This is a genomic window from Actinoplanes utahensis (assembly GCF_016862455.1).
Classification (GTDB): domain Bacteria; phylum Actinomycetota; class Actinomycetes; order Mycobacteriales; family Micromonosporaceae; genus Actinoplanes; species Actinoplanes utahensis.
The window spans coordinates 50689-74094 of the sequence record NZ_BOMZ01000093.1 but is presented as its reverse complement, the minus strand read 5'-3'; the positions used below and the strand labels follow the sequence as shown (position 1 = coordinate 74094).

The 23406-nt window shown below is 71.1% G+C and carries 29 protein-coding genes, 1 pseudogene and 1 riboswitch; of the genes and pseudogenes, 15 read left to right on the top strand and 15 right to left on the bottom strand.

What is annotated here, in order from left to right; translation table 11 throughout:
• Window positions 1-190: 190 nt before the first annotated feature.
• The 3 genes from Aut01nite_RS33985 to Aut01nite_RS33975 all read right to left on the bottom strand — a co-directional run bounded on the left by Aut01nite_RS33985 (window position 191) and on the right by Aut01nite_RS33975 (window position 2255).
• On the bottom strand, window positions 191-904 hold the full coding sequence (locus Aut01nite_RS33985) for an SDR family NAD(P)-dependent oxidoreductase (protein WP_043531814.1): 714 nt from the start codon (window positions 902-904) through the stop codon (window positions 191-193).
• Between the two features lie 74 nt (window positions 905-978).
• Window positions 979-1491 carry a flavoprotein gene (locus Aut01nite_RS33980; RefSeq protein WP_052164444.1) on the bottom strand — a complete coding sequence of 171 codons (513 nt, stop codon included), beginning with the start codon at window positions 1489-1491 and terminating at the stop codon, window positions 979-981.
• A 257-nt stretch (window positions 1492-1748) separates the two neighbouring features.
• Complete coding sequence (locus tag Aut01nite_RS33975) at window positions 1749-2255, bottom strand: SMI1/KNR4 family protein (RefSeq protein WP_052164443.1); 507 nt, start codon at window positions 2253-2255, stop codon at window positions 1749-1751.
• Between the two features lie 217 nt (window positions 2256-2472).
• On the opposite strand from Aut01nite_RS33975, the gene Aut01nite_RS33970 reads away from it, so the two are divergent.
• Entirely contained in the window at window positions 2473-3237 is a 765-nt protein-coding gene (locus Aut01nite_RS33970) for a GNAT family N-acetyltransferase (protein ID WP_052164442.1), read from the top strand.
• Here the strand turns inward: Aut01nite_RS33970 and Aut01nite_RS33965 are convergent.
• Entirely contained in the window at window positions 3128-3901 is a 774-nt protein-coding gene (locus Aut01nite_RS33965; RefSeq protein WP_043531651.1) for a lysophospholipid acyltransferase family protein, read from the bottom strand. The two genes, Aut01nite_RS33970 and Aut01nite_RS33965, sit on opposite strands and share 110 nt — an antisense overlap.
• Window positions 3902-4073: 172 nt before the next feature.
• On the opposite strand from Aut01nite_RS33965, the gene Aut01nite_RS33960 reads away from it, so the two are divergent.
• The 4 genes and pseudogenes from Aut01nite_RS33960 to Aut01nite_RS33945 all read left to right on the top strand — a co-directional run bounded on the left by Aut01nite_RS33960 (window position 4074) and on the right by Aut01nite_RS33945 (window position 6472).
• The gene (locus tag Aut01nite_RS33960) at window positions 4074-4610 is read left to right on the top strand and encodes a hypothetical protein (protein ID WP_052164441.1); all 537 of its coding nucleotides are present in this window, start codon (window positions 4074-4076) and stop codon (window positions 4608-4610) included.
• Between the two features lie 126 nt (window positions 4611-4736).
• A riboswitch (guanidine-III (ykkC-III) riboswitch) is annotated at window positions 4737-4800 on the top strand.
• 15 nt (window positions 4801-4815) lie between these two features.
• Window positions 4816-5130 carry a DMT family transporter gene (locus tag Aut01nite_RS33955; RefSeq protein ID WP_043531649.1) on the top strand — a complete coding sequence of 105 codons (315 nt, stop codon included), beginning with the start codon at window positions 4816-4818 and terminating at the stop codon, window positions 5128-5130.
• 175 nt (window positions 5131-5305) lie between these two features.
• Window positions 5306-5797 (top strand): annotated as a pseudogene (locus Aut01nite_RS33950) (MBL fold metallo-hydrolase); the annotation flags it as partial.
• A gap of 141 nt (window positions 5798-5938) precedes the next feature.
• Window positions 5939-6472, top strand: coding sequence for a hypothetical protein (locus Aut01nite_RS33945; RefSeq protein ID WP_043531805.1), 534 nt, complete (start codon window positions 5939-5941; stop codon window positions 6470-6472).
• A gap of 10 nt (window positions 6473-6482) precedes the next feature.
• On the opposite strand, the gene Aut01nite_RS33940 is transcribed toward Aut01nite_RS33945, so the two are convergent.
• The 4 genes from Aut01nite_RS33940 to Aut01nite_RS33925 form a co-directional block, all read right to left on the bottom strand.
• Window positions 6483-7196, bottom strand: coding sequence for a hypothetical protein (locus tag Aut01nite_RS33940; protein ID WP_236643100.1), 714 nt, complete (start codon window positions 7194-7196; stop codon window positions 6483-6485).
• 85 nt (window positions 7197-7281) lie between these two features.
• Window positions 7282-8004, bottom strand: a complete 723-nt coding sequence (locus Aut01nite_RS33935; RefSeq protein ID WP_043531803.1) for a VOC family protein — start codon at window positions 8002-8004, stop codon at window positions 7282-7284.
• Window positions 8004-8744: a metallophosphoesterase family protein gene (locus tag Aut01nite_RS33930; RefSeq protein ID WP_043531801.1), complete on the bottom strand. Its 741-nt coding sequence runs from the start codon at window positions 8742-8744 to the stop codon at window positions 8004-8006. The genes Aut01nite_RS33935 and Aut01nite_RS33930 overlap by 1 nt, the downstream gene beginning before the upstream one ends.
• A gap of 112 nt (window positions 8745-8856) precedes the next feature.
• Window positions 8857-9606, bottom strand: coding sequence for a metallophosphoesterase (locus Aut01nite_RS33925; RefSeq protein ID WP_043531799.1), 750 nt, complete (start codon window positions 9604-9606; stop codon window positions 8857-8859).
• A 242-nt stretch (window positions 9607-9848) separates the two neighbouring features.
• Between Aut01nite_RS33925 and Aut01nite_RS33920 the strand changes: the two genes are divergently transcribed.
• On the top strand, window positions 9849-10460 hold the full coding sequence (locus Aut01nite_RS33920) for a hypothetical protein (protein ID WP_052164440.1): 612 nt from the start codon (window positions 9849-9851) through the stop codon (window positions 10458-10460).
• Window positions 10461-10588: 128 nt separating this feature from the next.
• On the opposite strand, the gene Aut01nite_RS33915 is transcribed toward Aut01nite_RS33920, so the two are convergent.
• Together Aut01nite_RS33915 and Aut01nite_RS33910 are read right to left on the bottom strand one after the other, a co-directional pair.
• Window positions 10589-11347, bottom strand: a complete 759-nt coding sequence (locus Aut01nite_RS33915; RefSeq protein WP_043531645.1) for a MerR family transcriptional regulator — start codon at window positions 11345-11347, stop codon at window positions 10589-10591.
• Window positions 11348-11593: 246 nt separating this feature from the next.
• Window positions 11594-12556 (bottom strand): helix-turn-helix transcriptional regulator, encoded by a 963-nt coding sequence (locus tag Aut01nite_RS33910; protein WP_043531643.1) that lies wholly within the window; start codon window positions 12554-12556, stop codon window positions 11594-11596.
• A 57-nt stretch (window positions 12557-12613) separates the two neighbouring features.
• Between Aut01nite_RS33910 and Aut01nite_RS33905 the strand changes: the two genes are divergently transcribed.
• Window positions 12614-13354 (top strand): alpha/beta fold hydrolase, encoded by a 741-nt coding sequence (locus tag Aut01nite_RS33905; RefSeq protein WP_043531641.1) that lies wholly within the window; start codon window positions 12614-12616, stop codon window positions 13352-13354.
• A 747-nt stretch (window positions 13355-14101) separates the two neighbouring features.
• Here the strand turns inward: Aut01nite_RS33905 and Aut01nite_RS33900 are convergent.
• Complete coding sequence (locus Aut01nite_RS33900; RefSeq protein ID WP_152629055.1) at window positions 14102-14311, bottom strand: hypothetical protein; 210 nt, start codon at window positions 14309-14311, stop codon at window positions 14102-14104.
• A 9-nt stretch (window positions 14312-14320) separates the two neighbouring features.
• On the opposite strand from Aut01nite_RS33900, the gene Aut01nite_RS33895 reads away from it, so the two are divergent.
• The 7 genes from Aut01nite_RS33895 (at window position 14321) to Aut01nite_RS33870 (ending at window position 19616) form a co-directional block, all read left to right on the top strand.
• Window positions 14321-14836: a hypothetical protein gene (locus Aut01nite_RS33895; RefSeq protein ID WP_043531795.1), complete on the top strand. Its 516-nt coding sequence runs from the start codon at window positions 14321-14323 to the stop codon at window positions 14834-14836.
• Window positions 14837-15073: 237 nt separating this feature from the next.
• On the top strand, window positions 15074-15307 hold the full coding sequence (locus tag Aut01nite_RS33890; RefSeq protein WP_043531639.1) for a hypothetical protein: 234 nt from the start codon (window positions 15074-15076) through the stop codon (window positions 15305-15307).
• Between the two features lie 1049 nt (window positions 15308-16356).
• Window positions 16357-16488, top strand: a complete 132-nt coding sequence (locus Aut01nite_RS44470; RefSeq protein ID WP_268871739.1) for a hypothetical protein — start codon at window positions 16357-16359, stop codon at window positions 16486-16488.
• Window positions 16489-16510: 22 nt separating this feature from the next.
• Window positions 16511-17458 (top strand): tyrosine-type recombinase/integrase, encoded by a 948-nt coding sequence (locus Aut01nite_RS33885; protein WP_083999878.1) that lies wholly within the window; start codon window positions 16511-16513, stop codon window positions 17456-17458.
• Between the two features lie 24 nt (window positions 17459-17482).
• A complete protein-coding gene (locus tag Aut01nite_RS33880; protein WP_161790743.1) occupies window positions 17483-17635 on the top strand; it encodes a hypothetical protein in 153 nt (50 codons plus the stop codon).
• A 100-nt stretch (window positions 17636-17735) separates the two neighbouring features.
• A complete protein-coding gene (locus tag Aut01nite_RS33875) occupies window positions 17736-18701 on the top strand; it encodes a hypothetical protein (protein ID WP_152629054.1) in 966 nt (321 codons plus the stop codon).
• Between the two features lie 444 nt (window positions 18702-19145).
• The gene (locus Aut01nite_RS33870) at window positions 19146-19616 is read left to right on the top strand and encodes a DoxX family protein (protein ID WP_052164437.1); all 471 of its coding nucleotides are present in this window, start codon (window positions 19146-19148) and stop codon (window positions 19614-19616) included.
• A 502-nt stretch (window positions 19617-20118) separates the two neighbouring features.
• Here Aut01nite_RS33870 and Aut01nite_RS33865 read toward each other — a convergent pair.
• Together Aut01nite_RS33865 and Aut01nite_RS33860 are read right to left on the bottom strand one after the other, a co-directional pair.
• Window positions 20119-20550 carry a hypothetical protein gene (locus Aut01nite_RS33865; protein WP_152629053.1) on the bottom strand — a complete coding sequence of 144 codons (432 nt, stop codon included), beginning with the start codon at window positions 20548-20550 and terminating at the stop codon, window positions 20119-20121.
• A gap of 109 nt (window positions 20551-20659) precedes the next feature.
• Complete coding sequence (locus Aut01nite_RS33860; protein WP_043531633.1) at window positions 20660-21154, bottom strand: NUDIX hydrolase; 495 nt, start codon at window positions 21152-21154, stop codon at window positions 20660-20662.
• Between the two features lie 220 nt (window positions 21155-21374).
• Here Aut01nite_RS33860 and Aut01nite_RS33855 point away from each other — a divergent pair, with 220 nt between their 5' ends.
• On the top strand, window positions 21375-21854 hold the full coding sequence (locus tag Aut01nite_RS33855; protein WP_043531630.1) for a hypothetical protein: 480 nt from the start codon (window positions 21375-21377) through the stop codon (window positions 21852-21854).
• A 575-nt stretch (window positions 21855-22429) separates the two neighbouring features.
• On the opposite strand, the gene Aut01nite_RS33850 is transcribed toward Aut01nite_RS33855, so the two are convergent.
• Together Aut01nite_RS33850 and Aut01nite_RS33845 are read right to left on the bottom strand one after the other, a co-directional pair.
• Window positions 22430-22849 (bottom strand): organic hydroperoxide resistance protein, encoded by a 420-nt coding sequence (locus tag Aut01nite_RS33850; RefSeq protein ID WP_043531628.1) that lies wholly within the window; start codon window positions 22847-22849, stop codon window positions 22430-22432.
• A gap of 109 nt (window positions 22850-22958) precedes the next feature.
• The gene (locus tag Aut01nite_RS33845; RefSeq protein ID WP_043531627.1) at window positions 22959-23390 is read right to left on the bottom strand and encodes a MarR family winged helix-turn-helix transcriptional regulator; all 432 of its coding nucleotides are present in this window, start codon (window positions 23388-23390) and stop codon (window positions 22959-22961) included.
• Window positions 23391-23406: the final 16 nt, after the last annotated feature.

Here is a 23406-nt window from a genome sequence, read left to right as displayed (position 1 = left end):
CGGCTGCCGGGCTGTCGGACACCGACGCCAGACAGGACTGGTAGCTCGGCTGTTCGCGCGGGATGCTCAACGAGGCGTCCGTCGCCGAATCCGCCGTACCGGCCGATCTGCATGGCGTGGTAAGCGCCGCTGATCGCTGAGCAGCCGTGGGCTCGTCGTCGGCGGTGCGCAGGAAGCCTGGTGCGGGCCTTCAGGACGGCGGGGTCCGCACCTGCTCGAAGTGGAACTCGCGGATGAAGCAGTCCCGTGGTTGACCCACCGCGAAGAGCACGCAGTCGATGACCGACGCCGCGGTGAGGTCGCTGTCGGCCTGCCGCGGCCCGTCCTGCACGAAATCCGGGGGGAAGAGGGAGATGACCCGGATTCCCGCGGGCCGCAGCCGATGCGACAGGATCTCGGCGAGCCCGGCATGGGCGTGCTTGGCCGCGTAGAAGGCGGGATGCGCACCCGACCGGCGGTGCCCCACCTCGCCGCATGCGGAGATCATGTTGACGATGTCGGGCCGCGACGAGGCCCGCAGCAGCGGTAGCAGATGCTTGGTCAGCAGCAGGGTGCCGGTCCCGCCCGCCATCACGTTCTCGATCGTGTCGTCCGGGACGTCTGCCAGATCGTCACCGTCGACGTAGGCGGCACCGTTGTTGATCAGCACGTCGAGGTGGTTCGTCCGGGCGGCCAGAGCCGCGGCGAACCCCCGTACCGCATCCGGGATGGCGAGGTCGCAGGGAAACGCCTCAGCCCTGCCCGGCCCGCGCCGGGTGATCGTGTCCGCCACCTGCCGGGCGGCCTCCACGTCGCGCGCGGAGAGGAAGACCCGGGCGCCGCGTGCGGCGAACGCCTCGGCCAGAAGCCGGCCCGTACCACGTGCGGCGCCCGTGACGGCGACGCGCAGATCCTCGAATTCCATGGCCGCCATGTCAGCACGTGAACCGCGGTTGAGGTCAACCCCGGCTGCCGGACCGGAATCCGGTCATCGCCGGCTCAGCAGGCGCGATCATGCCCGGCGCCGCGCGGCGGGGCGGCGGCGAGGGTGCGCGTCACGGCGGGCCAGTCCAGCGGGTACGACAGGGTGGTCAGCGTGACACCGGCGGCGGCCAGCAGGCGCAGGTGGGCGGTGAACGCCGGATGGGCGCGCAGTTCCGGTTTCGCGTGGGTGGCCAGCACCATCGGGACGGTGCCGCCCAGGTGCTCGTTGAGGACGCCGACGGCCAGGTTGTCGTTGACGCCGGTGGCGAGTTTGCCGACCGTGTTGAAGGTGATCGGGGCGGCCAGGATCGCGTCCGGCGGCGGCACCGGCCACGGCTCGTCGGGGCGTGGCATCCGGTGCAGCAGCGGCCGGCCGGTCAGCGACTCCACACCGGTCAGGAACGGCCAGGTCGCGGCGGAGGGGGTGGCGATCACCTGCACCTGCCAGTCGGCGGTCAGCAGGGCGAGCAGGTCGCCGATGTGCCGCAGCGGGGTCGCGGCGCACACCACCAGATGCAGCAGGCGCATGTCAGATGCGGGCCCGCAGGCGGCGCGACGGCGAGCAGCCGAGCGTCGGACGGTGCACCCGCCCACCGGCGGTGAACGCGCCGGAGGCGGCCGCCGCGCCGGGCCTGTCGATCGTCATCGCACCATTGTGCGGCACCGCGGACGACCGGGCCGGCCCGGTTCACCCGGGCCGCCACCTGGCGCGGCACGCCCACCGGGGGATGCGCTACGACCTGACGGTCGACACCACCCACACCGGCCCGGTCACGGTGGCCGGGTCAGTCCGGGAACGACTCGGCCGCGGTCAGGGCCTCGACGAAGGTACGGAAGTCGGCGGCGACCGTCAGCTCCGCGCCGCTGTCGGTGTCGAACCAGACCACCGGCGGGCTGCCGTGCGGTCCGCACACCCGGTAGTCCAGGGCCAGCCAGGTGTGCCCGTCGCCGCTCAGCAGCACGATCGGCGACGGCAGCTCCCACTCCCGGATCAGGTAGCCGGTGTCCAGCAGCGACATCTCCACGGCGTCGGGGGCCGCGGCGATGCCGTGCAGATGCTCGAACGGCACGTGGTCGCCGGCCCAGGAGTTCGGTGCGGCCGGGCAGGCGTCCCACGCCTCGGCGACGACCCCGCCGTTACGGATCTCCAGCAGCCGGATCAGCTCGGCCGGCAGGGTCACGCCCAGCTGCTGTTCGGCGGCGGCGACCAGCTCCGGGATCAGCGGCGGCAGGGTCATGGCGTCGGTGCCGGGATCCCAGAAGGAGGCGGCGACCTCGTCGAACGCGGTCATGACCGGCCATGCTGCCAGAACCGGCCCACACCGCCGGTGGGGGCCGCTTCGCCCGTGCGGCGCGCATCGGTCCGGTGCACCGCCTGCCGGGCGCGGAGAAGCCGGGACGGGGCACGCTGGGCGGGGGCGGCGTACGGCGTACCCCATCGATGGCTTCGAGGTTCCTACCAAGCGCATATGTCGGACTTGCCGGACATCGGGATCTAGCATCGGCGGCATGGAGGTCGAGCAGATCGAGCGGGTGCACGATTTCAACAGCTACTACCACCAGCGCCTCGACGTGCTCACCGACCGTTACCTCGGGCAGGGCAGCCCGTCGGCCGAGCGATCCCGGGCCGGCATCGCCGCGCTGCTCGGCGAACTCACCGCCGGCCAGCGCGACCGGCTGATCCGCGCGCAGGACGAGATCCGCCGGGTGCTGCGGGCCGCGGCGGTCGTGGTGGAGGCCGTGCCGCCGGCGTCGGTGATCGCCCGGGAATGCCTGGCCCGGTACGCGGCCGAACTCGACCAGACGTTCCCGGAAGGCTTCGAGGAGGCCACCCTGACCCGCCCGGAGGACGTCACCGGCACCCAGCTCGTCGCCGTCGAGGACGGCCACCCGGTCGGCTGCGGCCTGTGGATCCGGCTCGGGCCCGGCGTCGCCGAGATCCGGCACCTGTGGGTCGCCGCCGAGGCCCGCGGTCTGGGGCTGGGCCGCAAGCTGCTGAGCCGCCTGGAAGTCGACGCGGCCGCGCACGGCATCACCACCGTGCGGCTGGGCACCCACCCCCTGCTCACCGAGGCCCTGGCGCTGTACCGCAGCAGCGGCTACGACGACATCGGCGGTTACAGCGACATCCCGTACAACCAGCTGGCCTTCGAGAAGGTGCTGCTCAATCCCTACGCGGCCGGATCCGGGACGGGTCGTGCGGCCGGGTCACATCGATCACTCTCGGCATCCGCATCTCATCACGGCGCAGCGGCGTCAGGGTCTCGTCGATAGCGTCCATGATCAGCCGGGTGGCGTGCATGGCCTGCGCGCCCGGGGAACCGGTCTGCGCCGACGACAGATCCACCGGGTGATCGGCGAACCGCACCCGCACCACCGGCCGGGTGAGCACCGCCTTCAGCAGCGCCCGGCCCAGATGCCGCGGCGCCGCCCACGGGATCACCGCGTGCGTGCCCCACTGCGCCACCGCCAGCACCGGCGACCCGGACATCTGCGCCATCCGGGCCGCGCCGGTCTTGCCGCGTTCCGGCCACATCCACGGGTCCAGGCCGATGCGGCCCTCCGGGTACACCAGCACCGCCGAGTTCTCCGCCAGGGCCTTCGCCGCGGCCGGCAGCGCGTCGGCGACGTGCGCGGTGTCGCGATCCACCCGGATGTGCCCGCAATGCCGCATGATCGCCCCGACCACCGGGGTCCGGAACACCCCGCCGGTCGCCATGATCCGCGGCACGATGCCGACCCGATGACACGCCGCCATGACGATCACCGGGTCGAACGGGCTGACATGGTTGGTCGCCAGGATCACCGGCCCACCCCGCAACGGCTCGGGCATGCCGCCGGACACCCGCAACCGGGCGAGCGGGAACACCACGATCCGGGAGAGGGCGAGCAGCAGCCGCCACAGCCGCGGCACCCGCCAGACAGGTGAGGTCTGCATGAGGCCTCGAATAATGACACGGCCCCGCGACCAGCCCGCATCCGGCTTCGCCGCCACACCCCCGCCCACCTCACCGTTCGCGGCCGGTCACGTTCCTTCGGGGGTACGCCGTACGCGTGCGGTGTCCGCGGATCCCCGGACACCGCGGCCCGGTGTACCCGACCCTGAACCCATGATCATGTCGTCTTCCCGGCGGCGCTGGGCCCTGCCCACCGCCGTCGCCGCCGTCGCCGCCGTCGCCGCGCCCCCGGCTCCCGCCCACGCCACCGGCGCCCCCGCCACGCTGACCGCCGCCCAGCGCACCGTGCTGATCGAGGCGACGAAACGGTTCCAGGACGTGACACTGGCCGAGGCCGCCGGGTACCTGCCGACCGAGGACTGCGTGCCCGGCATGGGCCGGCACTACGTGCACCCGGGCCTGGCCGCCGACCCGGCCGTCGACCCCACCCGGCCGGAGGTGCTGCTGTACGACCGGAGACGCGAACTGCTCGGCATCGAATTCTTCAAAGCCGACACCGACGGCAGCCTCACCACCGACAGCGACCGGCCCACCCTGTTCGGCAACCGGTTCGACGGCCCGATGACCGGCCACCCGGTCCCGCACGGCGCCCCGCCCATGCCGGTCCACTACGACCTGCACGTCTGGCTGTACCGGTCGAACCCCGACGGTGTCCTCGCCACCGTCAACCCGCGCGTCACCTGCCCCTGACCCGCCGCCCGCTCGCGGCTCGTGTCCGTGGCTCGTGTCCGTGGCTCGTGCTGTGGTGAGTTCGGCCACCGGCGTGGCGTAGCCGTCTCACTCGCCGCGCCGGGTGGCTACCCTCGGAGACGGCGTTCGTGGTCCGCGGGCGTCCCGGACGAGTTGCGTGTCGTACCCGGCCTGACAAGACGACCGCCCCTTGAGGTGATCCGTCATGGCCTGGCTCGTTCTCATCGTCTCCGGCGTGCTGGAAACCGTCTGGGCGATCGCCCTGGACCGCAGCGCCGGTTTCACCCGCCCCGCCCCGACCGCCGTCTTCGGGGTCGCCCTGCTGCTGAGCATGGCCGGCCTGGGGTACGCGCTGCGCACCATCCCGGTCGGCACCGGCTACGCGGTGTGGGTCGGCATCGGCGCGGTCGGCACCGCCCTGGTCGGCATGATCGCCCTGAACGAACCGGCCGGCCTGCCCCGCATCCTCTGCCTGCTGATGGTGGTGTGCGGCGTCGTCGGCCTCAAGTACTTCCACTGACCCGGTGACCGCCCGGCTCATCTCACGGAGCCGGGTCAGGGCGTCCCGGAGCGCGGCCGTCGCGTCACCGCCACCGGGATCGCCGCCCGGCCCCGCGATCGCCGCCCGGCCCGCTGATCGGCGGGCCGGGCGTAAATGGTTCGCCGAGGGGTGGGCGGTTGCCTACGTTTGCCGAATGCGCTTGACGACATGCGGCCACGCCTGCGTACGGATCGAGGACGGCGACCGGGTCCTCGTGATCGACCCGGGAACCCTGTCCGCCCGCGACGCCCTGGCCGGCGCCACCGCCGTCCTGATCACCCACGAGCACGACGACCACCTCGACACCGGCCTGCTCGCCGCCGCCCGCGCCGCCGACCCCACCCTCACCGTGCACGCTCCGCCCGGCCTGGCCGCGGAGATCGGCGCGACCCCGGCCCACGCCGGTGACGTGTTCACCGCCGCCGGGTTCACCGTCCGGGCCGTCGGCGCCGACCACGCCGAGATCACCGACGGGCTTCCCGGCTGCCCCCACCTGGGGTTCCTCGTCGAGGGCGTCTACCACCCCGGCGACTCGTACACCGTGCCCGACACCGCCGTGCACACCCTGCTCGTGCCGGTCTCCGGGCCGTGGGCCGCCCTGCCCGCCGCGATCGCATTCGTCCGGGCGGTCGCACCCGCCCAGGCGTACCCCATCCACGACGCGCACCTCAGCGACATCGGCATCGAGACCGCCGACTGGTGGCTGGCCGCGAAGGGCGGCACCGTCTACACCCGCATCCCGCCGGGGGAGACCGTCACCCTCCCGCCGCCGGGCGCGGCAACGGGTGTGGAGGCCGCCCGCCGCCTCGCCCGCCGGCGCCGCGACATCCAGCCGGGCCTGACCGCGGCCGAGTTCGACCGGATCGAGCAGCAGTACGGCTTCACGTTCGCCGACGACCACCGCGCCTTCCTCGCCGCCGGCCTGCCCACCGGCGGAAACTTCCCCGACTGGCGCGACGGTGACCCCGCCGACCTGCGCCGACAGCTGGCCTGGCCGATCGACGGGGTGCTCTTCGACGTCGAACACAACGGCTTCTGGCACGACAGCTGGGGGGACCGCCCGGCCGACGCGGTCACCGCCGCCCGCACCCTTCTGACCGGCGTCCCGGCGCTGGTCCCGGTGTACTCCCACCGGTACCTCCCGGCCGGCCGCGGCACCAGCGGGCACCCGGTGATGTCGATCTACCAGACCGACATCGTCTACCACGGCACGGACCTGGCCGATTACATCGACCGGGAGTTCTCCGCCGGCCATCCCGGCCCGGACCGGCAGCAGCCCCGCGCCACCGTCGCGTTCTGGCGCGACTTCCTGCGGGACTGACCTCGCCGGCTCAGCCCGCCTCGCCGAGCTCGGCCAGGCGGGCCTCCACCTCGGCCAGCTCGGCCCGTAACCGCTGGGCCTGCTGCTCGGCCTCGGCCCGCTCAGCCGCCACGATCTGCTCGACCGCCTCCTGCACCCCGGGCACGTCGACCAGCGACACCATCTTCAACGCCTCGGCCGGACGGATCACATAGGGCCTGGCGAGGGCTTTCGCCCCCTGATTGGCGGCCACCGTCCACTCGCCGTCACCGTAGGCCAACGTCACCGTCAGGCTCGGCGACGGTTTCGCCTTCACCGGGCGGGCCGCCTTGCGCACCGGAGCGGCCGGCTCGTTGCTTTCCTTCACAGCGGGTGCTTCCTCACTACTCTTGCGGGGGGCCGGCGGTTTCGGCGGCGCCGGCTTGTCGATCAGGAACTCCGGGCCGGACAGCACCGGAGCGGCCGGCTCGGGCGGCGGCGCCACCTTCTTCGGCGGCAACCCTTTCGGGGCGATCCGCAGATCGCCGGGGGAGAAGGGCAACTCGTCGCGCCCGAACTTCACCACCACCCACTCGTCGGACACCGCCGGATCCTCCAGCGACACCACCTGCCCGATCTGCCCGGAGATCTGCCCTGCCGACTCGGTGAACTGCACGCGAGGTTTGCGGCCGGCCGCCAGAGCGTCCCGGATCTGCTGCAACTCCTCCGCGGTCAACCCACCGGCTGCCACGCCTGCCGCCGTCATCCCACCCTGCCTTCGTACGCCTGTATGAGAGCGGCTTCTTTCTACCAGCACCCACCGACAAGAACCGCGCACCACACCGAAACGATCATGAAGGGTGTGGCGAACGCCCCGTCACGCAATACTCCCGGCCCGCCGGATCCCGCAACGTCGTCCAATCACCCGGCACCCGCCGCACCACCACCGCACCGCAGCCGACATGCCGCGCCACCTCGGCATCCACGTCGTCACACGCGAAATCCACATGCACCCCCGCCACCGCCGCGCCGGTACGCTGCACCAGCAACCGCACCGCCATGCCCTCCGGCCGTTCCAGATGGCAGAACTCCGGCAGATCCGAGGGCCGCACCGCCCACCCGGTCAACGCCGCCCAGAAATCCACCTCTCGCGCATGCACGGCCTCCGGAACGTCCAGACACCACTGGTCGACGACACTGTGCCAGCCGCCCGCCCACCGCCCCGGCGCCGGCCGCCGCCGCTCACCGGCCCAGCCGACCACACAGAACACGATCCCGGCCGGCGAGGCCAGCACCACCGGATCGCCCCGGTCCACCGTCACCGTCGCACCCAGCTCCACCGCCCGCGCCACAGCGGACGCCACCTCGTCGACGTGCAGATCCAGATGCGACCGGGCCGGTCCGTCCCCGACCACCTGCACCCGCAGACACGCGTCCCCGTCACCCGGCACCAGCGTCGCGAACGTGCCACCGTCACGCCGCGCCGACAACTCCCACCCGGTGACCGCCACCCAGAACGCCTCCACCTCCGGACCGGGGGAGTCCAGGAACCCCGTGATCCACCGCACCGCCATCACGCCACCCGCCCCGTCCGCAGCGCCGCCGCCACATCCACCCGCCCGAACCCCTCCGCCGCCACGGCCGCCTGCTCCCACGCGTACGCCACCGCATGGAAGGTCACCTCCCAGCGTCCCGACACGTCATCGACCACCGCGAACCGGGCGTGCGGCGACCCCGCCTCCATCCGATGCGGGAACGGCACGTCATCACGGTAGGCCGGCCAGCCGACACTGCCCGGATTCACCACCAGCGCCCCACCCGGCAGCCGCACCGACCCCGGCAGATGAGTGTGCCCGCACAGCAGCAGCGGGTACCCCGACACGTCACCCAGCCGCTCGACGACCTCGTCCACGGTCGCCTGGCGCGCCCCGGCCGCGGTCACCGTGTGCAGCAGATACTGCAGGTCATCGGTGGGCGTACCGTGAAAAGCCAACACCCCCGCCACCGGCGACAGCGTCGCCGGCAGCGACCGCAACCAGGCCAGATGCTCTCCCGACAGAGTCTCCCGAGTGACCCGGTCGGCCATCCCGATCCGCTCCGGCCCGAACGTCAGCAACTGCCGCTCATGATTGCCCGCCACCGTGGCCAGCCCCAGCCCCATCAGCCGGTCCGCCGTCGCCGCCGGCTGCACATAGCCCGACAGCAGATCACCACAGTTGACCGTCAGATCGACGCGCTGCGCCTCCACGGCGGCCAGCACCGCCTCCAACGCCGGCAGATTCCCGTGCACATCAGAGATCACCGCGATTCGCATCCGGCCATCCTGCTGGACCGACCCGCCGAACGGGAAACGCATTCTGAAAAGCGAGCCGCTCGTCCGCGGGCCCACTCATCGCCCGCTGCAGCAGCACCCGGCAAGGGTACGGTCACAACAGCAGCTCCGCGCCCTCCAGCACCAGCGGAGCCCACCGTGGCGCCCCCGACCGGCCATGCTTCGGATCCACCGCCACGAAACAGCCACCACCCAGCCGCGTCACCGTCCGCCGCGCCTCCCAGTCCACCGACGACCGTATCCGGATCCGCTCCTCACACGCCCACCGCCGATCCGGATAACGCACGATCGCCGAATGCCCGTGAATCTGCGAGAACGGCATCCACTCCCGCAGCCACGACCCGTACAACGGCGACGCCTCCGCCCACAACGGCCCCCCGAAATCCCACAACAACGGCTCCGGCCGGGTGTTCAGCAACGCCGCCGCCGTCGCCGCGCTCACCGGCTCACCCAGCTCCCGCCACGCCGCCACCGTCAACCCGGCATGCGTCACCAGGAACTCCTCGCCATCGGCCGCACGCACCGCCGCCGCCACCCGCAACCGCTCCGTCAGCCACCACCGCCGCAACACCGCCGCATCCGCATCCGCCAGCGGCTCCGGCCAGAACGGCTCCCCACCCACATACGGCGCCTCATGATTGCCGAGCAACTGCACCCACCGCGGCGCCGAACCCGCCAACCGCTCACCGACCAGCCGCAACACCCCCGGACTGTCCGGCCCCCGATCCACCAGATCACCCACCTGCACCACCACCACGCCCGGATCGCCGGACAGCGGCCCCACCACCCGCGCCAACTCGCCGGCACACCCGCCGACATCCCCGATGATCACCACAGTCGCCATCACCCGAAACTAGTGACCTTCGGCCAGCGTCCACCCCGACGAGCAACACCACGGCTCGGGTACGGGTCCGGTCACCGCCACCCCAGCGACTTGACGAAGTACGCCAACGTCCACGACCAACCCGGCTGACGCTCCCGGCCCACCCCCCCCGGTAACCCAGACCCCGTAGAACGCCGCCACCACATGTGCGCCCAGCTTCACCCACCCCGCCCGCGGGCCCCTCGACATCTAGAATTCGCGCGATGAACGCCGCCGATGAGACGCAACGCTGGGACCAGGCGATATCCGGATGGCACTCCGACTTCACCGGCGCGCCCGCACAACTACGCGCCCAGCGATCACGCCTGCTCGCGCTGGTAGGGCGGCGGCTACAGGCCGGCTGGGTCGGCTGGGACCCGGAACGAGACCGCTGGCAACCGATCCTTCCGCTGGTCCTCGTCTTCGACGGCGACATCCAACTGGAACTGGCCTGGCAAGGCTGGGACGACCTGTCCATCACCTGGAACACCATCGACCTCACCACCCCACCCACCCCGGCCGGCCGGCCGCACGCCTGGCGCTCCTCGCAACCCCCACCCCTCGCCGCCGTCCAGGGCCGCGTCCTGACCGGATGGGCGGTCACCGAGAGCCCCTACTTCGACAGCGGCGCCGACCTCACCGGCGACCTCCCGATGCACGAAGTGAAGGGCTGGCTCACGCACGGCCTCTGGATCGAGTTCGCCGGCACCGACCTGCACGTCCACAACGGTGCGGACACCACCCTCATCGCGGCCGGACTCGACCATCGGGCCGACCAGGGACACGTCCGCCTGGCCCACCACCAGCTCCCCGTGGACGCCGCATACTGCTCGTGACCACCATGCCCCACCACAGCGCCTTCAGCGGCGGACCGCAGCCGACTGCGGCTGAGTCGTACGGTCGTCGACGTGCGGGTCTGCAGCCCCGCACGCCGGCGCCGCCACTCACCTGATGGATGAGTCGATCAGTTCAGGCGCTGTTCGGCGTAGGCGGTGATGGCGTCGCGGTAGTACCGCGCCAGAGCCGGGTCCTGAGCGTCGTAACGGGCGCGGTACTGCGGGTCGTCCAGGTACAGCTGCCCGAGGCCCGCGTAACTCACCTTGTCCGGGCTCCAGTGCCGGGCGACAGCGCGGTGATGGTCCGCGATGACGTCGAGCGCCTCCGGTGTCTCCGGTGCCACTCCGCAGCGCAAGAGCTGAAGAACCCGGGCGTCCAGGCGCTCTCCCTCTTTCTGAGCGTCGAGGTAGTCCTGCCGGGTCCAGCCCTTGGTGCGCTCGCCGGCGGCGGCGAAGTGCTCCCGCACGCCGTCCCCGTAGCGAGCGGCCAGGGCCTCCTCGGTCTCGGCCCGACGCCGGCTGAAGCCGTCGAACATCTCCGATGCGGTCATGACTGTGCCTTCCTGCAAGTGTTCGATGGTGCGCGCGACAGTTGCGGCCAGGCGTGCCAGGCGCTGCTGCTCGGCACGCAGCCATTCCTGGTGTCCCCGAAGGGCGTCGACCCGGTCACGCTGACCGGTGAGGACTTCGGCGATCGTCTCCAGGCTCAGCCCGAGTTCGCGTAGCAGCAGAACCTGCTGCAGGCGCAGCAACTGTGGCTGCTCGTAATAGCGATAGCCGTTGATCCCGACGTAGGCCGGGGCCAGCAGGCCGATCGCGTCGTAGTGCCGCAGCGTGCGGGAAGTGACTCCCGCCATCCGCGCCACCTCAGTGATCGACCAGGCCATTGCTGCCGCCCCTTCACGCATTCACCAGCCGGAACCGCTCCGGCCTGCTCCCAGGCTGGACCTTGACGCAACGGCAAAGTCAACATCACACCTCAACACCGGCACACGCGCGCTCTTCGGCACGAGCGGGCACCGTCCGGCCGCCTGGCAGCCGTGACGGTGGTGGCGACGAGCGGATCGCGGCAGATCCGGACGGCTCTACTACCGGGCAACGCCACCAGGCGAGTCGCTTTCCTCCTGAAGCACTCAGGTGCCTGCGTCTGCGTGGGTGAGCAGGCGAGCGGCCAGCGCGCGCACCTCGGCTCTGAGTTCGGCGGGCCGTTCGATCGTGAAGGGCCAGCCGAGCCCGGCCAGCATCTGGGCGGCGCCGTCGAGGCGTTCGACTCGGGTGGTCAGCCGCACTCCGTCGGCGACCTCGGTGAGTGTGCCGACCGAGGGAGGGATCCGCCGCCGTGCCTGGGCGAGGCTGGTGTGCAGCAGGACCGAGACATCGTGGGCGTAGGGCACCGAGGCCAGTCCGGCGAGGACATGGCCGGTGGGGTCGAACCCGGCCGGTACCTCGAACGTCCCGTCGGTGGCCCGGATGGCGCCGATGCGGTCGAGTCGGAATGTCCGCACGGATCCGCTGGCGTGGTCGCGGCCGGTGACGTACCACCGGCCGTTGTGGAAGACCACCCCGTACGGGTCGAGGCCGCGCTCGCTGGCGTGACCATGCCAGGTGGTGTAGGTCAGCTGTACCGGGTGTCGGTGGCGGGCCGCCTCGGCGAGCACCAGCAGCACCTCGGTGCCGGGCGGGACGGGTTGCCGGACCGGTCCGGTGACGTCCATGGTGATCAGTAGAGCGTCGATGCGCCGGGCAAGAGCGGCCGGCAGTACCCGGCGCAGCTTGGCGGTGGCGCTCTCGGTGGCCACGTGATCGGCTGTGACCATGCCCGCGCGGCGTCCCGCGGCAAGGCCGAGGGTGATGGCGACCGCCTCGTCGTCGGTGAGCATGAGAGGCGGCAGCTTGTATCCGGGCGCGAGCCGGTACCCGCCGTAGCGGCCACGACGCGCTTCGACCGGGATGCCCAGGTCGAGGAGGTGGGTCGCGTAGCGACGGACGGTGCGCTCGTCGACGTCGAGCCGGCGGGCCAGGTCGCCGACGTTGAATGCGCCGCCCGACTGGAGGATCTCCAACAGGGCCAGGACCCGCGCTGTCGGCCTGGACAAAAACGTCCCTCCAAATCCGGGCGGAAACTGTCCGGTACTGACCGTAGCGTGCCGTGCATGACGACATTCGTACTGGTCCCCGGGTTCTGGCTCGGCGCCTGGGCCTGGCATTCGACAGCCGCTGAACTACGCCGGCACGGCCACGACGTGTACCCGATCAGCCTGACCGGCCTCGGGGAGCGCGCTCACCTGGCCCGGCCCGACACCGACCTCGATGTCCACGTCACCGACGTGGTCAACCTCCTGCGCTACGAGGACCTTCGCGACGTGGTCCTCGTCGGGCACAGCTACGCCGGTAGCGTCGTCACCGCGGCCGCCGACCACGTCACCGACCGCGTCGCCCAGCTCGTCTATGTCGACACCGGGCCGCTGCCCGACGGAGTCGCCCAGGTCGAGTTCACCCCACCGGCCGAGCGCGAGCGCAACGCGGCATTGGTGGCCGACCACGGTGACGGGTGGCGGCTGCCGCCGCCGCACTGGGCCGACCTGGCCGCCGGCGTGCCCGAGGTGGACGACTCGATCGCCACGCTGCTGCGCGAGCGGTCGGTCGACCAGCCGTGGGCGACCGCAACCGCCCCGGTCCGGCTGACCGGGGCGTGGGAGAAGCTGCCCAGACTCGGCGTGCTGTCGAGTTTCACCGCCGCGCAGGTGCAGGGGATGGCCGCGGCACTGCCGCTGTACCGCCACATGGCCGGCGACGGGTGGCGCTACGAGGAGCTGCCGACCTGGCATTGGCCGATGCTCAGCCGACCGGTCGAGCTGGCCGCGATCCTGCACCAGGCGCGGCCGACGGCGTAACCGCCGCTGCCGGGTGACCACACCAGGCCACGCGGCAGCGATACGCGATCGACGACGGGAACCGAAACCCGCCCATGCCACCCAAAGCAACGTCCGCAATTCGGCAGATCAATCGAGCGTAGATCGTTTCGTACGACAGCCGCAGCTCTGGCCGATCCGGATGCTGCAAGGGCAGGGGGCGGCAGATCTGCTCCGAGCTCCATCGCTGATCCAGCAACCCTTGGGCCAGGTCACGCAGTTCGGCGTTGGTGTGCAGCAGCGCCGGTTTGGGTCGTGGGCGGCGGGCCGCCGCACGCTGGGGGGCCGCGTAGGGGGGGGGTGATACTCGCCGGTGGCCGGGTCGCTGTTGCGTTGATCTCCCGGTTCACCGTTGACGGCACCCGGTCCAGAAACTCGGCGACAACCTGGATCGATCTGCCGGCCCGCCGCGTCGGCGATGGTGATGCGTTCGTCCTCGGACTGGTAGCGGGCCGAGAGAGCCCGCATGGGCGCAGCGATCGGCGGGTAGATCCGGACTCGCCGTCCACGCGGTGAATTTCGCCGACGACGGGGCTGGGGCACGGCAACTCCTGAACGGGGTCAGGTGTTGCGACGGCCGTTAGAACCTAAGCCGTCCGAGTGAAGCCACGGACGACCGTCAGAATCAAGCGGGGGAGCGGCACCTCCACACCACCCCCGGCCTCCGGCCGACAGCGGCCCACCATCTCGACGACCATGACGCGCTGCTGCTCCCGCAGCCGTACCCGCTCAGCCCAGCCGGCTCACCCGGAACCTGAGGACATCGATGATGATGAAGCCCGTCGCGGCGTGCCTGCCGCGCACCACCATCCGGGTCTCCGTCACGCCGTCGCCGGCCCACGACATACCCTCCCCGGGACCGATCGCATGGCGAGCATCTTCACGCAGCACGCGCACAACCCCACCCGGCATGGCCGGACGCTTGACGACGGTGGGCACGATGAACCCATGATCGGTGACCGGTGGGGCGTAACGGACAGCGACGTGACACGCTTCTTCCCCTGCGACGACTTCGTCGCTTCACCAGGCCTGGCAGCATGGCGGGGAGTGCTCGTCGAAGCGCCCGCCGCAGCGGTGTGGCCATGGGTCGCGCAAGTGAGGCTGGCGCCCTACTCCTACGACTGGATCGACAACCTCGGCCGCCGCTCGCCCCGGCACCTCGTCGGCCTTCCCGAGCCTCAGGTAGGAGAAGCGTTCACCACAGCCGGCGGACGCAGGAGAGGCAGGATCGTCTCCGTCGACCCGGGCAGACAACTGACAGCCACCATCATGGGCGCCTTCATGTCCTACCTCCTGGTCCCCGGCGAGCGTGACACGATCCGATTGCTGCTCAAGGCCGTCATGCAGACGAACCGATGGGCCGCGGTCGGCCTGTCGATCGGCGACCTGATCATGGCGCGACGACAGCTGCTGAACTTCAAACACCTCGCTGAACGCCACCACCGAGTCACCGCAGCGGACTGAACCACAGCACACCCGCACATCGGCGCGACCGCGGATCCACGCGTCAGGGGGAAGTCACTGATCCGGCCAGACGCCTATCGATCACAGCTTCAGTCATGGCCGACAAGTGGCGCACGTTCCCGCGAACATCCGCGCCGGGCCGACCGGCGAAATGGCGAACATCCGGCCCCCGTTCTCGCGAACATGATCAGCCGGGGAACACTGTTCTGCACAGCGGCCGTTCCCTATCGTGCAGACATGGAGCACCGGCAACCGGACGAGGTCGGCGAGCAGACCGCCACGCTGCTGAGACTCTCCCTGGAACTGCGCACCGCGGCAGCGGACGCCGACCGGCAGGACGTCGTGGAGAGAGTCGACGCGTTGATGAGACTGATCGCCGGCGAGCGCGTCCTGTCCAGCGCGGGATCCCAGAAGACCAACGGCGGGGTAGCGGAGACAGTGCAACGAATCCTCAACGGGCTCGGATTCTGAATCCGCCCGCAGAGCGACGCCATGCACCGACGTGCACCCAGGGGAGAGCCACAAACCATCAATAGCACATTTGTACGAGAATGCGCCAACCCCATCCGGTGAGGGCAACGCTCGGCCTCGCCGGGACCGTCCGCTGTGCCGGCCGACACCACGGGGGAGAAGCGCCACCAACGCGCTGAACAGCACCCTCTGGCGCAGGGTTGGTTTGTGATCAAGGCACAGCGGACGGTCTCGTGCCCTAGCGCGCCCGACGGCACCGTCCTGCCACGCCCGAAATTCCGGATTTCAAGCGGTTTCAGGCGTTAATGCACGATACAGGCGTACGCCGGGGAGGGGGATGGGGGCGGGCGCTCATCCCGGTCACCGCGAAAAGCGCACATTCTGCGCCGTCGGCGCGGGTCCCGCGGGCGGCCGGGTCCAGCATTCTGCCGTCAGCGGTAGCCCCGCGACATCGCGCCCGGTGGCGTATTCGCGCCCGATAGTACGACGAGGCGTGTGAGCTGACCGGCTGGTTGGCGGGGGCGCATTCGGCGGTGGGGCAGAGCTGTCGGGCTCGCTGAGTACTTCACCGACATCACCACCGACCGCCGCCCGACCCGCGCCTGCGCCGCACAGGAGCCGTAGGCCGGCACGCGACGAGTGGAGAGACGCAACCGCAGTTCTAGAAGCATCTGGCCCTCGGAACGCGGCTTGCTGAAGCGCCTTGATAACGCCTCCCAGCAGCCATATTTCCCGGGTCGATAATCTATATTATGTCAACTAGCGTTCGGAAGGGGTCCAGCGGCGCCTCCCCGTACACCGCGCATATGCCCTTCACCGACCCCGGTGGCGCTCTCCTTGACCGACCCGCCCCCGCCGCCTCAGGAATGGACGGAAGGCGACGCGGAGGGTCGCGGCGCGAACGGCAGGCGTCAACGGCGGACAGCGGGCGTGGCGCAGACGGCCGGGTCGCGGGGTCGCTGCCGACGGAACGCGGTGCTGGATCCACCGAGGGTGGCCGGCCCTCCCGATCGAGCCGGGGCCCTACCCCCTATTCGGCAGGTGGTGGCATGTTCGCGCTGGCCGGGGCGGTGCAGCGGTCCGGTGGGGCGAGCTCTGGTGTGCTGCTGGATCGGCGGCAAAGCACCGATATGGCATCACTGAGACTGATGGATCATGGGGTCGATCAGCACGAACGCTGATAATTGCTGCATAATATGCCTTATGCAGCATGCGTCAGTCTCTGAGTTGATCGACGAGTTCCTGGCCGCGCGGGCCACACGGAAGCCTTCGGTGCACACGCTTGCCGCGTACCGCCGCGATCTTCATCTCGTGGCGCAGCTGGTGGACCCCGCTCCGCTTACCGTGAGTGACCTCTCCCCTCGCGTGTTGCGTGCCGCGTTCGCGCGGTTCGCCGCGAACCGCTCCCCCGCGTCGGTCTCCCGGGCCTGGTCGTCGTGGAATGCCTTCTTCACGTTTCTGGTCACTGAGCAGGTGATTCCGGGGAATCCGATGTCGGCGGTGGACAAGCCGCGGCAGACGGTGCTGATTCCGAAGCCGTTGCGGGGTGAGGACACGCCGGAGGTGTTGTTGCGGGCGGTGAGCACGGCGGATGAGACGCAGCGTGATCCGTGGCCGGAGCGGGATGTGGTGGTGCTGGCGTTGGCGTTGTGTGCCGGGTTGCGGTTGTCGGAGATGTTGGCGCTGCGGGTGGGTTCGATCGCTGGGCGGCCGGGTGAGCGGCGGGTGGAGGTGGCCGGGAAGGGTGGGCGGCCGCGGATGGTGCCGATCGAGGGTGGCCTGGATGCTGCGGTGGGGCGTTATCTGGAGAGCCGGCGGGTGCGGTTCGGGCGGGTCGGGTCGACCGCTCCCCTGCTGGTGGATCGGCGGGGTGAGCCGTTGCGGCGGGGTGGTCTGCAGTACCTGGTGCGGTCGTGTTATCGGCGTGCGGGGATCGGTGATCGGGTGCCGCGGGGTGCGCAGTTGCATGCGTTGCGGCATACGTTCGCGACGCGGTTGGCGGAGGATGGGGCGAACGCGTCGGAGATCATGCGGTTGCTGGGGCATGCGTCGTTGGCGACGTCGCAGTCGTATATCGAGGTGACGGCGGAGCAGCAGCGCGCTGCGGTGCAGGCTAATCGGACAAATCGGGTTTTGGGTGAGCTGGGGTGACGGGTCTCTGCCAGAATCGCCGGTATGAACGAGGAGACCTTCAGCCGGCGGTCGCTGTTCGGGCGGGTTCTGCTGGTCGCGAGTGGCGCGGCGACGCTGCTGACGCTGAGCGGGTGCCCGGGCGGGGACGGCGGCGATGACGAGGACGATGACGACGGCGGGGACGACGAGGATTGATCGGGTACGCCGCGGGCGTCTTTAGTTCGATACCTCCGGCCCTGGATCATCGACTTCGGTAGCTGGTGACCGGCTGCCCCGCACGGCCAGGCTTACCGGCATGCGAGTGCTGGGGTTGTGGCTGTTGGCGACGTGGTGCGCCGAGTGCGTGTGGGGTGGTTTCACGGTCGACGGCTATCCGATGGTGATGCTGTTCCTCGGGCCGTTGTACGGCAGTGTCGCGGTGCTGATCCGTGAGGTGGCGCGGCGCCGGGGTGGCGGCTGGCCGGTGATGATCCTGCTGGCGGCCGCGTTCGGTGTGGTGCAGGCCGGTGTGGTGGATCTTTCTTTGTTCGATCGGGCGGGCCTGGCCGGTACGGAGTTCGCCGAGTGGAATCGGGCGGCCGGGCAGACGTCGGTGCCGGTTTTCGGGTTCAGTGCCGAGCAGTTGTTCGAGTTCGTGCGTAATCATGTGTGGCTGAGTGTGTGTGCGCCGATCGCGGTGGTCGAGGCGTGCACCGGCGAGTCGCGGCGGCATGCGCCGTGGTTGACTCGTCGGACGATCCCGCTGCTGGTGGTTCTCTACGTGGTGAGCAGTCTGCTGATCCGGTCGGACTCGTGGTACCCGCTCTCCCCCGCGCAGTGGTCGTTCGTCGTGGTGGTGGCGGGGTCGCTGATCATGGCCGCGGTCGTCTGGCCTCGGTGGCGCCGCGAGTCTCGGGCCGGCGGGGCTCGGCGTGGCGTGGGGCCGCTGGCGCTGGGTGGGATCGTGCTGGTGGTTCAGTTGGCGTCGTGGTTCACCGGTGTGGGCTGGGCCGGGTTGTGGCTGCGGGTGGTGGCGCTGGTGGTGGTGATCGTGCTGGCGGTGCGGTGGGCGGTGTCGCGGCGGCATGTGCTGGCGGTGTGGGGTGCCGGTCTGGTGGTGGCCGCGGGTGGGGCGTTCCTGTCGCCGCCCTATGAGGCGGCGGCGCCGTGGCTGATGGTGGTGTCGGACGTGTTCGGGGCGGTGCTGGTGGTCACGCTGCTGGGGGTGGCGTGGCGTCGGTCGTCGCGGTCGGTCCGCGGGATCGCCGTCCTGTCGCGATGAGGGCTTCGATGCGGGCGGTCACCGTGGTCGGGCCGCCGTCGCCGAGGGCGGCGCCGGCCCGGAGGCGGGTGAGGTGCCGCAGGGCGGTAAGGGTGGTGGCGTGCCGGTCGAAGGCGTGGCGGGAGCCGCTGTACCCCATGGTGGTGGCGCCGATGGTGTCGGGTGTGGCCTGGAGTGCGGCGTCGAGGTGGTGGCCGCCGAGTGCGGTGACGTGTTCCGCGGTGGCTCGGGCGTCGTCGGGGCTGCCGGTGGGGGTCGCCGGTAACGACGTCGCGGGCGGCGGCGTGGTCGGTGACGGTCAGCAGGGCGGGTGGGCGCCGCTGGCGAGGCCGGCGGTGGGCGATGGCGGTTCTTAGAAAGATCTTAATCTCATTGAGAATCTTCGATAATTTTCCTCGCTAGCGTCGACGCGACCGTAGTCCAGTTTCGGCTAAGGAGCGTCTATTGTCCTCGCCTCGTGTCGCCCAGATCACCTGGCCGCTGTTCCGGGTCGTGGTCGGCCTGTTGTTCGCCTGTCACGGGCTGTCCAGCCTGTTCGGCGTGTTCGGTGGCAGCCGTGGCAGCGGTGAGCCGGTCCCCGTCGGGCTCTGGCCCGGCTGGTACGCCGCGCTGATCCAGCTCGTCTGCGGCATCCTGGTCATGCTCGGCCTGCTGACCCGTCCGGCGGCGATCCTGGCGTCCGGCTCGATGGCCTACGCCTACTTCGTCGTGCACCAGCCGGACGGGCTGCTGCCGATCGAGAACGGCGGGGTCAACGCCGCCCTGTACGCCTGGATCTTCCTGACCGTCGCCGCGTTCGGCGCCGGGCGCTGGTCTCTGGACGACCTGATCGGCAGACGCCGGGCAGCCGGCACCACCGCGACCCCGGAGGCCGCCGTCGCGCCGACCCCTGCCTCGGTCACCGAGCGGGTCTGACCGTGATGCCCCGCCGTCGTCGTGGCGGCGGGGCATCACGGTCTCGGCGAGGGGCACCTGGGCAGAGGGCCGGGATCACCCAGCAGTCGCCGATCGTCCGGCCCGGCGTGTCCTCGACGCCGTCACACCAGGAGAACCGGGTACGGGCCGTGTCCGGCACGTCCGGTCCGAGCACTGCGGTGATTTCGCCGTCATGTCCACCGGCTTGCCGGGCAGCGCCTTGGTGATCTCGGCGAGCAGGTGGCCGGAGACGTCCGGGACGCAGCCACGGCGCGAGCGGGGCGCCGGTCCGGCTCAGCCGGCCACTCCACTCGGCCAGGCCCCTCCCCCGTATGCACGCGGAGCGATTCAGCAGAGTGGCCGCCGTGGCGCGCCCCTGCCGGCCGAGTGTGCGAGGTCGGTCTGCGCGGCGATGCGGTCATCAGCACCCTCGCCGCGATCGCCGCGGATCAGGGAACGTGATCACGCCGCGGGGCGCCTTCCAGCGTGCCACCCGGCATTCTCAGCATGCCACCCAGCAGTAGAGGCGGTCGTCCGTGCCCACTGCGCCCCGCGCCAGTTCGGCGATCTCGGCTATGAGAGCCGCCGCGGTCTCCACATCGATCTCGCTGCCCTCCGCGGTCACGGCGGGAACCCATGCCTCGGCGACCTCACGCAGCCGGCGAGGAGAAGCCGTCACCAGACTGCTGACGAACTGCTCCGGCAGGGCGAACACCGCGCTGCCGTCGTTGACGAGGTCCGCCACCATGCGCAGGTCGTCCTGCTCGGAGAGGTGGCCGGTCAACAGGTCGCGCCAGGCGATCACCGCGTCATCGGCATCGAAATGGATGCCGCCGGCGTCCGCAACGGCGTACCGCTCGGCCGGTCCCCGGTTGCGGACGGCAGCCGCGTCGGCGTCACAGGGAGCGGCGAAGAACTCGACATACTGACTCACCGGCACATCCTCGCGCATCGTGGCACAGCGGCCGCGGGACACCGGCCTCGATGCGGTGCGCTGTAGGGCCACCGCGAGCCGGCCGCATCAAGCCGGTACGCCCGTGCGGTCAGGGCTGCCAGGGCAGCTCGACCGGGGATGGCGGCAGGTTTCCGGTGATCGTGTCGGTGAGCAGGGCGGCGAGGCCGGCCGGGTAGACGATCTCGGTGGTGGCGTGCAGATCGGGGACGGTCCACCAGTGGTGGCCGCCGTAGTGGCGGCGTTCCCACTCGGTCTGGCCGCTGGTGTCGACATCGTGGCGGTCGACGCGCAGCAGGAGGAAGTCGTCGCGGAAGTAGCCGGTGCCCCCGTCGAACCCGGCGGGCCCGGCGGTGGAGGCGATCCATCGCAACGTCGGCGCGGGCACGGTCAGGCCGATCTCCTCGGCGAGTTCCCGGGCGGCCGTGGTGGCGATGTCCTCGCCGGGTTCGACACCGCCGCCCGGGGTGAACCAGCCGAAGCCGGCCGAGGGATCACCGGGGTCGAGAGCCGAGCGGAGCAGGAGGACCCGGTCGGCGCGGTCCAGGACGATCGCGCGGGCCGAGCGCCGCGTGTACTCGGGCATGCCGGGAGCCTACGACTGCGCGGGGCCGCCCCGCACCCGCCCGGGCGTCGGGACCGCGGCCGCACCCCGAGTGTGCGCTGTCCGGACGCCGGGACCCGCGGTCGCCCTCGGGGTTGGCGCGGCGCGGCTGCCGGCACGTCGACGGCTCGTGAGGGGACCGGTAACGAGTCTGAGCGGATCGGCGCGGGCGAGACGGCCGGCGAGGGTACTGTGCGGGCGCATGAGCTATGACCTGACGTTCCTGGTGAAGAGTGACGGCCAGTCGTGGGAGGACGCGCTGGAGGCGCTGGAGGAACGGGCCGAGGACGAGGCGGGCGGTGGCGCGCCGGATGGTGCGGCGTGGGAGCGGATCGTCGCGGATGCACGGGGGTTGCTGGGTGAGGTGGCGCTGCATGCCGAGGACGGCTTCTTCGAGCTGGATCATGAGGCGACCGGGATTCAGGTGAGCCTGTACGACGGGGAGGCGGCGGTCACCGTGCCGTACTGGTATGCCGGTGAGCGGGCCGAGCCGGTCGTCCGGCTGATCTACCAGCTGGGGCTGAGCGTGGAGCGGCACACCGGGCTCGCCGGGTACGACGGTCAGGTGGGGATGAGCGTGGCCGACGCTGCCGGACGGCCCGAACTCGCGGTGTCGATCTTCGACCAGACGGCTCGGTCGTTCGCCGGCCGGGGCATCTCCAGCCCGAGCGGCGATGCCTGAGACCAGCCCTCGCGGGCGAACACGCTGACGGGGATCGCGCGCCGGGTAGGCGGGGGCTGACGCGACATCCACCTACCGCGCCGCCACAGGCACACCGGATCCGCGTGCCGCCAGCCCGGCTGGTGGTGAGTGCTGACCCTGCCGGCCGATTGCCGGCCCGCCGGTTGCCGATCTTGCGAGGTTGCGGTGAATCGGTTCGCCCGAAACTCCCAAGATCTCGCGCGTACGGGGTGGAAGGGGTGGATCCGTCGCGGGCGGGCGGGTCTTCGTCCGCTGAGGGCCGGTGAGCGCGTGGTGGCGCGGACGGCGCAATCTCCATGACCGACAAGGCGGGCGGCGAATCGGCCGGCTGGTCGTCACGGCTGTCTCGGAGCCGGCGAGACAGCCGTGAGAACGAGCCGGGCCGTCCCAGGCGCCGGCCGTGGAGTGGGCTGAACGAAACGGCACCGGCCCAGCGGGCCGGTGCCGTTTCACGGGTGCGTCAAACCAGCAGGTGCGGGGTGACGTTCACGGGTGCGTTGGACTGAGCCGGCCTCAGGATCGGTCCGGCCGGACCGGGTCGTTTCGTGGGCTGGTCAGGCCAGGTTGAGCTGGACGTCGACGTTGCCGCGGGTGGCGTTGGAGTAGGGGCACATCTGGTGGGCGGCGTCCAGGACGGCCTTGGCGGTGGCCTCGTCCAGGCCGGGCAGCTCGGCCTCGATGGCGACGGTCAGGCCGAAGCCGCCGGAGGGCAGCGGGCCGATGCCGACGTCGACGGTGATGGCGGTGTCGGTCAGGGTGAGCTTCTGGTTGCTGGCGACGCGCTTGAGGGCGCTGTGGAAGCAGGCGGCGTAGCCGGCGGCGAACAGCTGCTCGGGGTTGGTCAGGGCGCCGCCGGCGCCACCGAGCTCCTTCGGGACGGCCAGGTCGAAGTCGAGGACGCCGTCGCTGGAGCGGACGTGGCCGTTGCGGCCGTCGCCGGTCGCGGTGGCGGAGGCGGTGTAGAGGGCGCTCATGCGATGTCTCCCTGAGGGGTGCGGAGGGTGTGCCGGCGCCGCGGGTGCGGTGCGGCGGGGTGAGCTGGTCGACGGCCGGGCCGCCGGAACGGTGCCGCGGGCGACCTGGTCAGGCTGTCGGGGTGGTGCCGCGGGCGCGGTGCAGCAGCGTGTGCAGCTGGGTCAGCTCGTCGGTGGTCAGGCCGGTGGCGCAGGCGAGGGCCTGGGTGAGGTCGCCGATGTCGGTCTGCAGGCGCAGGCCGGTGTCGGTGGGGTGGACCTCGACGGTGCGTTCGTCGTGGGCGCCGCGGCGGCGGACGATGTGGCCCTGGGCTTCGAGGCGTTTGAGCAGGGGGCTCAGGGTGCCGCTGTCCAGGCGCAGAGCCCGCCCGAGGTCACGCACGGTGGTGGGGCCGTCGTGCCAGAGGACGCGCAGGACGAGGTATTGGGGGTAGGTCAGGCCGTGCGGGTCGAGGTGCGGGCGGTAGAGCGCGGTCATCGCCCGGCTGGCCGCGTAGAGCTGGAAGCAGATCATCCGGTCGAGGGCGGTGCTCTCTCGCATGACCAGAACAGTAGCC

Bases quoted from the DNA above. Each gene is read 5' to 3' on its own strand.
- Aut01nite_RS33985 (WP_043531814.1), bottom strand. From the start codon at position 904: ATGGAATTCGAGGATCTGCGCGTCGCCGTCACGGGCGCCGCACGTGGT.
- Aut01nite_RS33980 (WP_052164444.1), bottom strand. From the start codon at position 1,491: ATGCGCCTGCTGCATCTGGTGGTGTGCGCCGCGACCCCGCTGCGGCAC.
- Aut01nite_RS33975 (WP_052164443.1), bottom strand. From the start codon at position 2,255: ATGACCGCGTTCGACGAGGTCGCCGCCTCCTTCTGGGATCCCGGCACC.
- Aut01nite_RS33970 (WP_052164442.1), top strand. From the start codon at position 2,473: ATGGAGGTCGAGCAGATCGAGCGGGTGCACGATTTCAACAGCTACTAC.
- Aut01nite_RS33965 (WP_043531651.1), bottom strand. From the start codon at position 3,901: ATGCAGACCTCACCTGTCTGGCGGGTGCCGCGGCTGTGGCGGCTGCTG.
- Aut01nite_RS33960 (WP_052164441.1), top strand. From the start codon at position 4,074: ATGATCATGTCGTCTTCCCGGCGGCGCTGGGCCCTGCCCACCGCCGTC.
- Aut01nite_RS33955 (WP_043531649.1), top strand. From the start codon at position 4,816: ATGGCCTGGCTCGTTCTCATCGTCTCCGGCGTGCTGGAAACCGTCTGG.
- Aut01nite_RS33940 (WP_236643100.1), bottom strand. From the start codon at position 7,196: ATGACGGCGGCAGGCGTGGCAGCCGGTGGGTTGACCGCGGAGGAGTTG.
- Aut01nite_RS33935 (WP_043531803.1), bottom strand. From the start codon at position 8,004: ATGGCGGTGCGGTGGATCACGGGGTTCCTGGACTCCCCCGGTCCGGAG.
- Aut01nite_RS33930 (WP_043531801.1), bottom strand. From the start codon at position 8,744: ATGCGAATCGCGGTGATCTCTGATGTGCACGGGAATCTGCCGGCGTTG.
- Aut01nite_RS33925 (WP_043531799.1), bottom strand. From the start codon at position 9,606: ATGGCGACTGTGGTGATCATCGGGGATGTCGGCGGGTGTGCCGGCGAG.
- Aut01nite_RS33920 (WP_052164440.1), top strand. From the start codon at position 9,849: ATGAACGCCGCCGATGAGACGCAACGCTGGGACCAGGCGATATCCGGA.
- Aut01nite_RS33915 (WP_043531645.1), bottom strand. From the start codon at position 11,347: ATGGCCTGGTCGATCACTGAGGTGGCGCGGATGGCGGGAGTCACTTCC.
- Aut01nite_RS33905 (WP_043531641.1), top strand. From the start codon at position 12,614: ATGACGACATTCGTACTGGTCCCCGGGTTCTGGCTCGGCGCCTGGGCC.
- Aut01nite_RS33895 (WP_043531795.1), top strand. From the start codon at position 14,321: ATGATCGGTGACCGGTGGGGCGTAACGGACAGCGACGTGACACGCTTC.
- Aut01nite_RS33890 (WP_043531639.1), top strand. From the start codon at position 15,074: ATGGAGCACCGGCAACCGGACGAGGTCGGCGAGCAGACCGCCACGCTG.
- Aut01nite_RS44470 (WP_268871739.1), top strand. From the start codon at position 16,357: ATGTTCGCGCTGGCCGGGGCGGTGCAGCGGTCCGGTGGGGCGAGCTCT.
- Aut01nite_RS33885 (WP_083999878.1), top strand. From the start codon at position 16,511: ATGCAGCATGCGTCAGTCTCTGAGTTGATCGACGAGTTCCTGGCCGCG.
- Aut01nite_RS33880 (WP_161790743.1), top strand. From the start codon at position 17,483: ATGAACGAGGAGACCTTCAGCCGGCGGTCGCTGTTCGGGCGGGTTCTG.
- Aut01nite_RS33875 (WP_152629054.1), top strand. From the start codon at position 17,736: ATGCGAGTGCTGGGGTTGTGGCTGTTGGCGACGTGGTGCGCCGAGTGC.
- Aut01nite_RS33860 (WP_043531633.1), bottom strand. From the start codon at position 21,154: ATGCCCGAGTACACGCGGCGCTCGGCCCGCGCGATCGTCCTGGACCGC.
- Aut01nite_RS33855 (WP_043531630.1), top strand. From the start codon at position 21,375: ATGAGCTATGACCTGACGTTCCTGGTGAAGAGTGACGGCCAGTCGTGG.
- Aut01nite_RS33850 (WP_043531628.1), bottom strand. From the start codon at position 22,849: ATGAGCGCCCTCTACACCGCCTCCGCCACCGCGACCGGCGACGGCCGC.
- Aut01nite_RS33845 (WP_043531627.1), bottom strand. From the start codon at position 23,390: ATGCGAGAGAGCACCGCCCTCGACCGGATGATCTGCTTCCAGCTCTAC.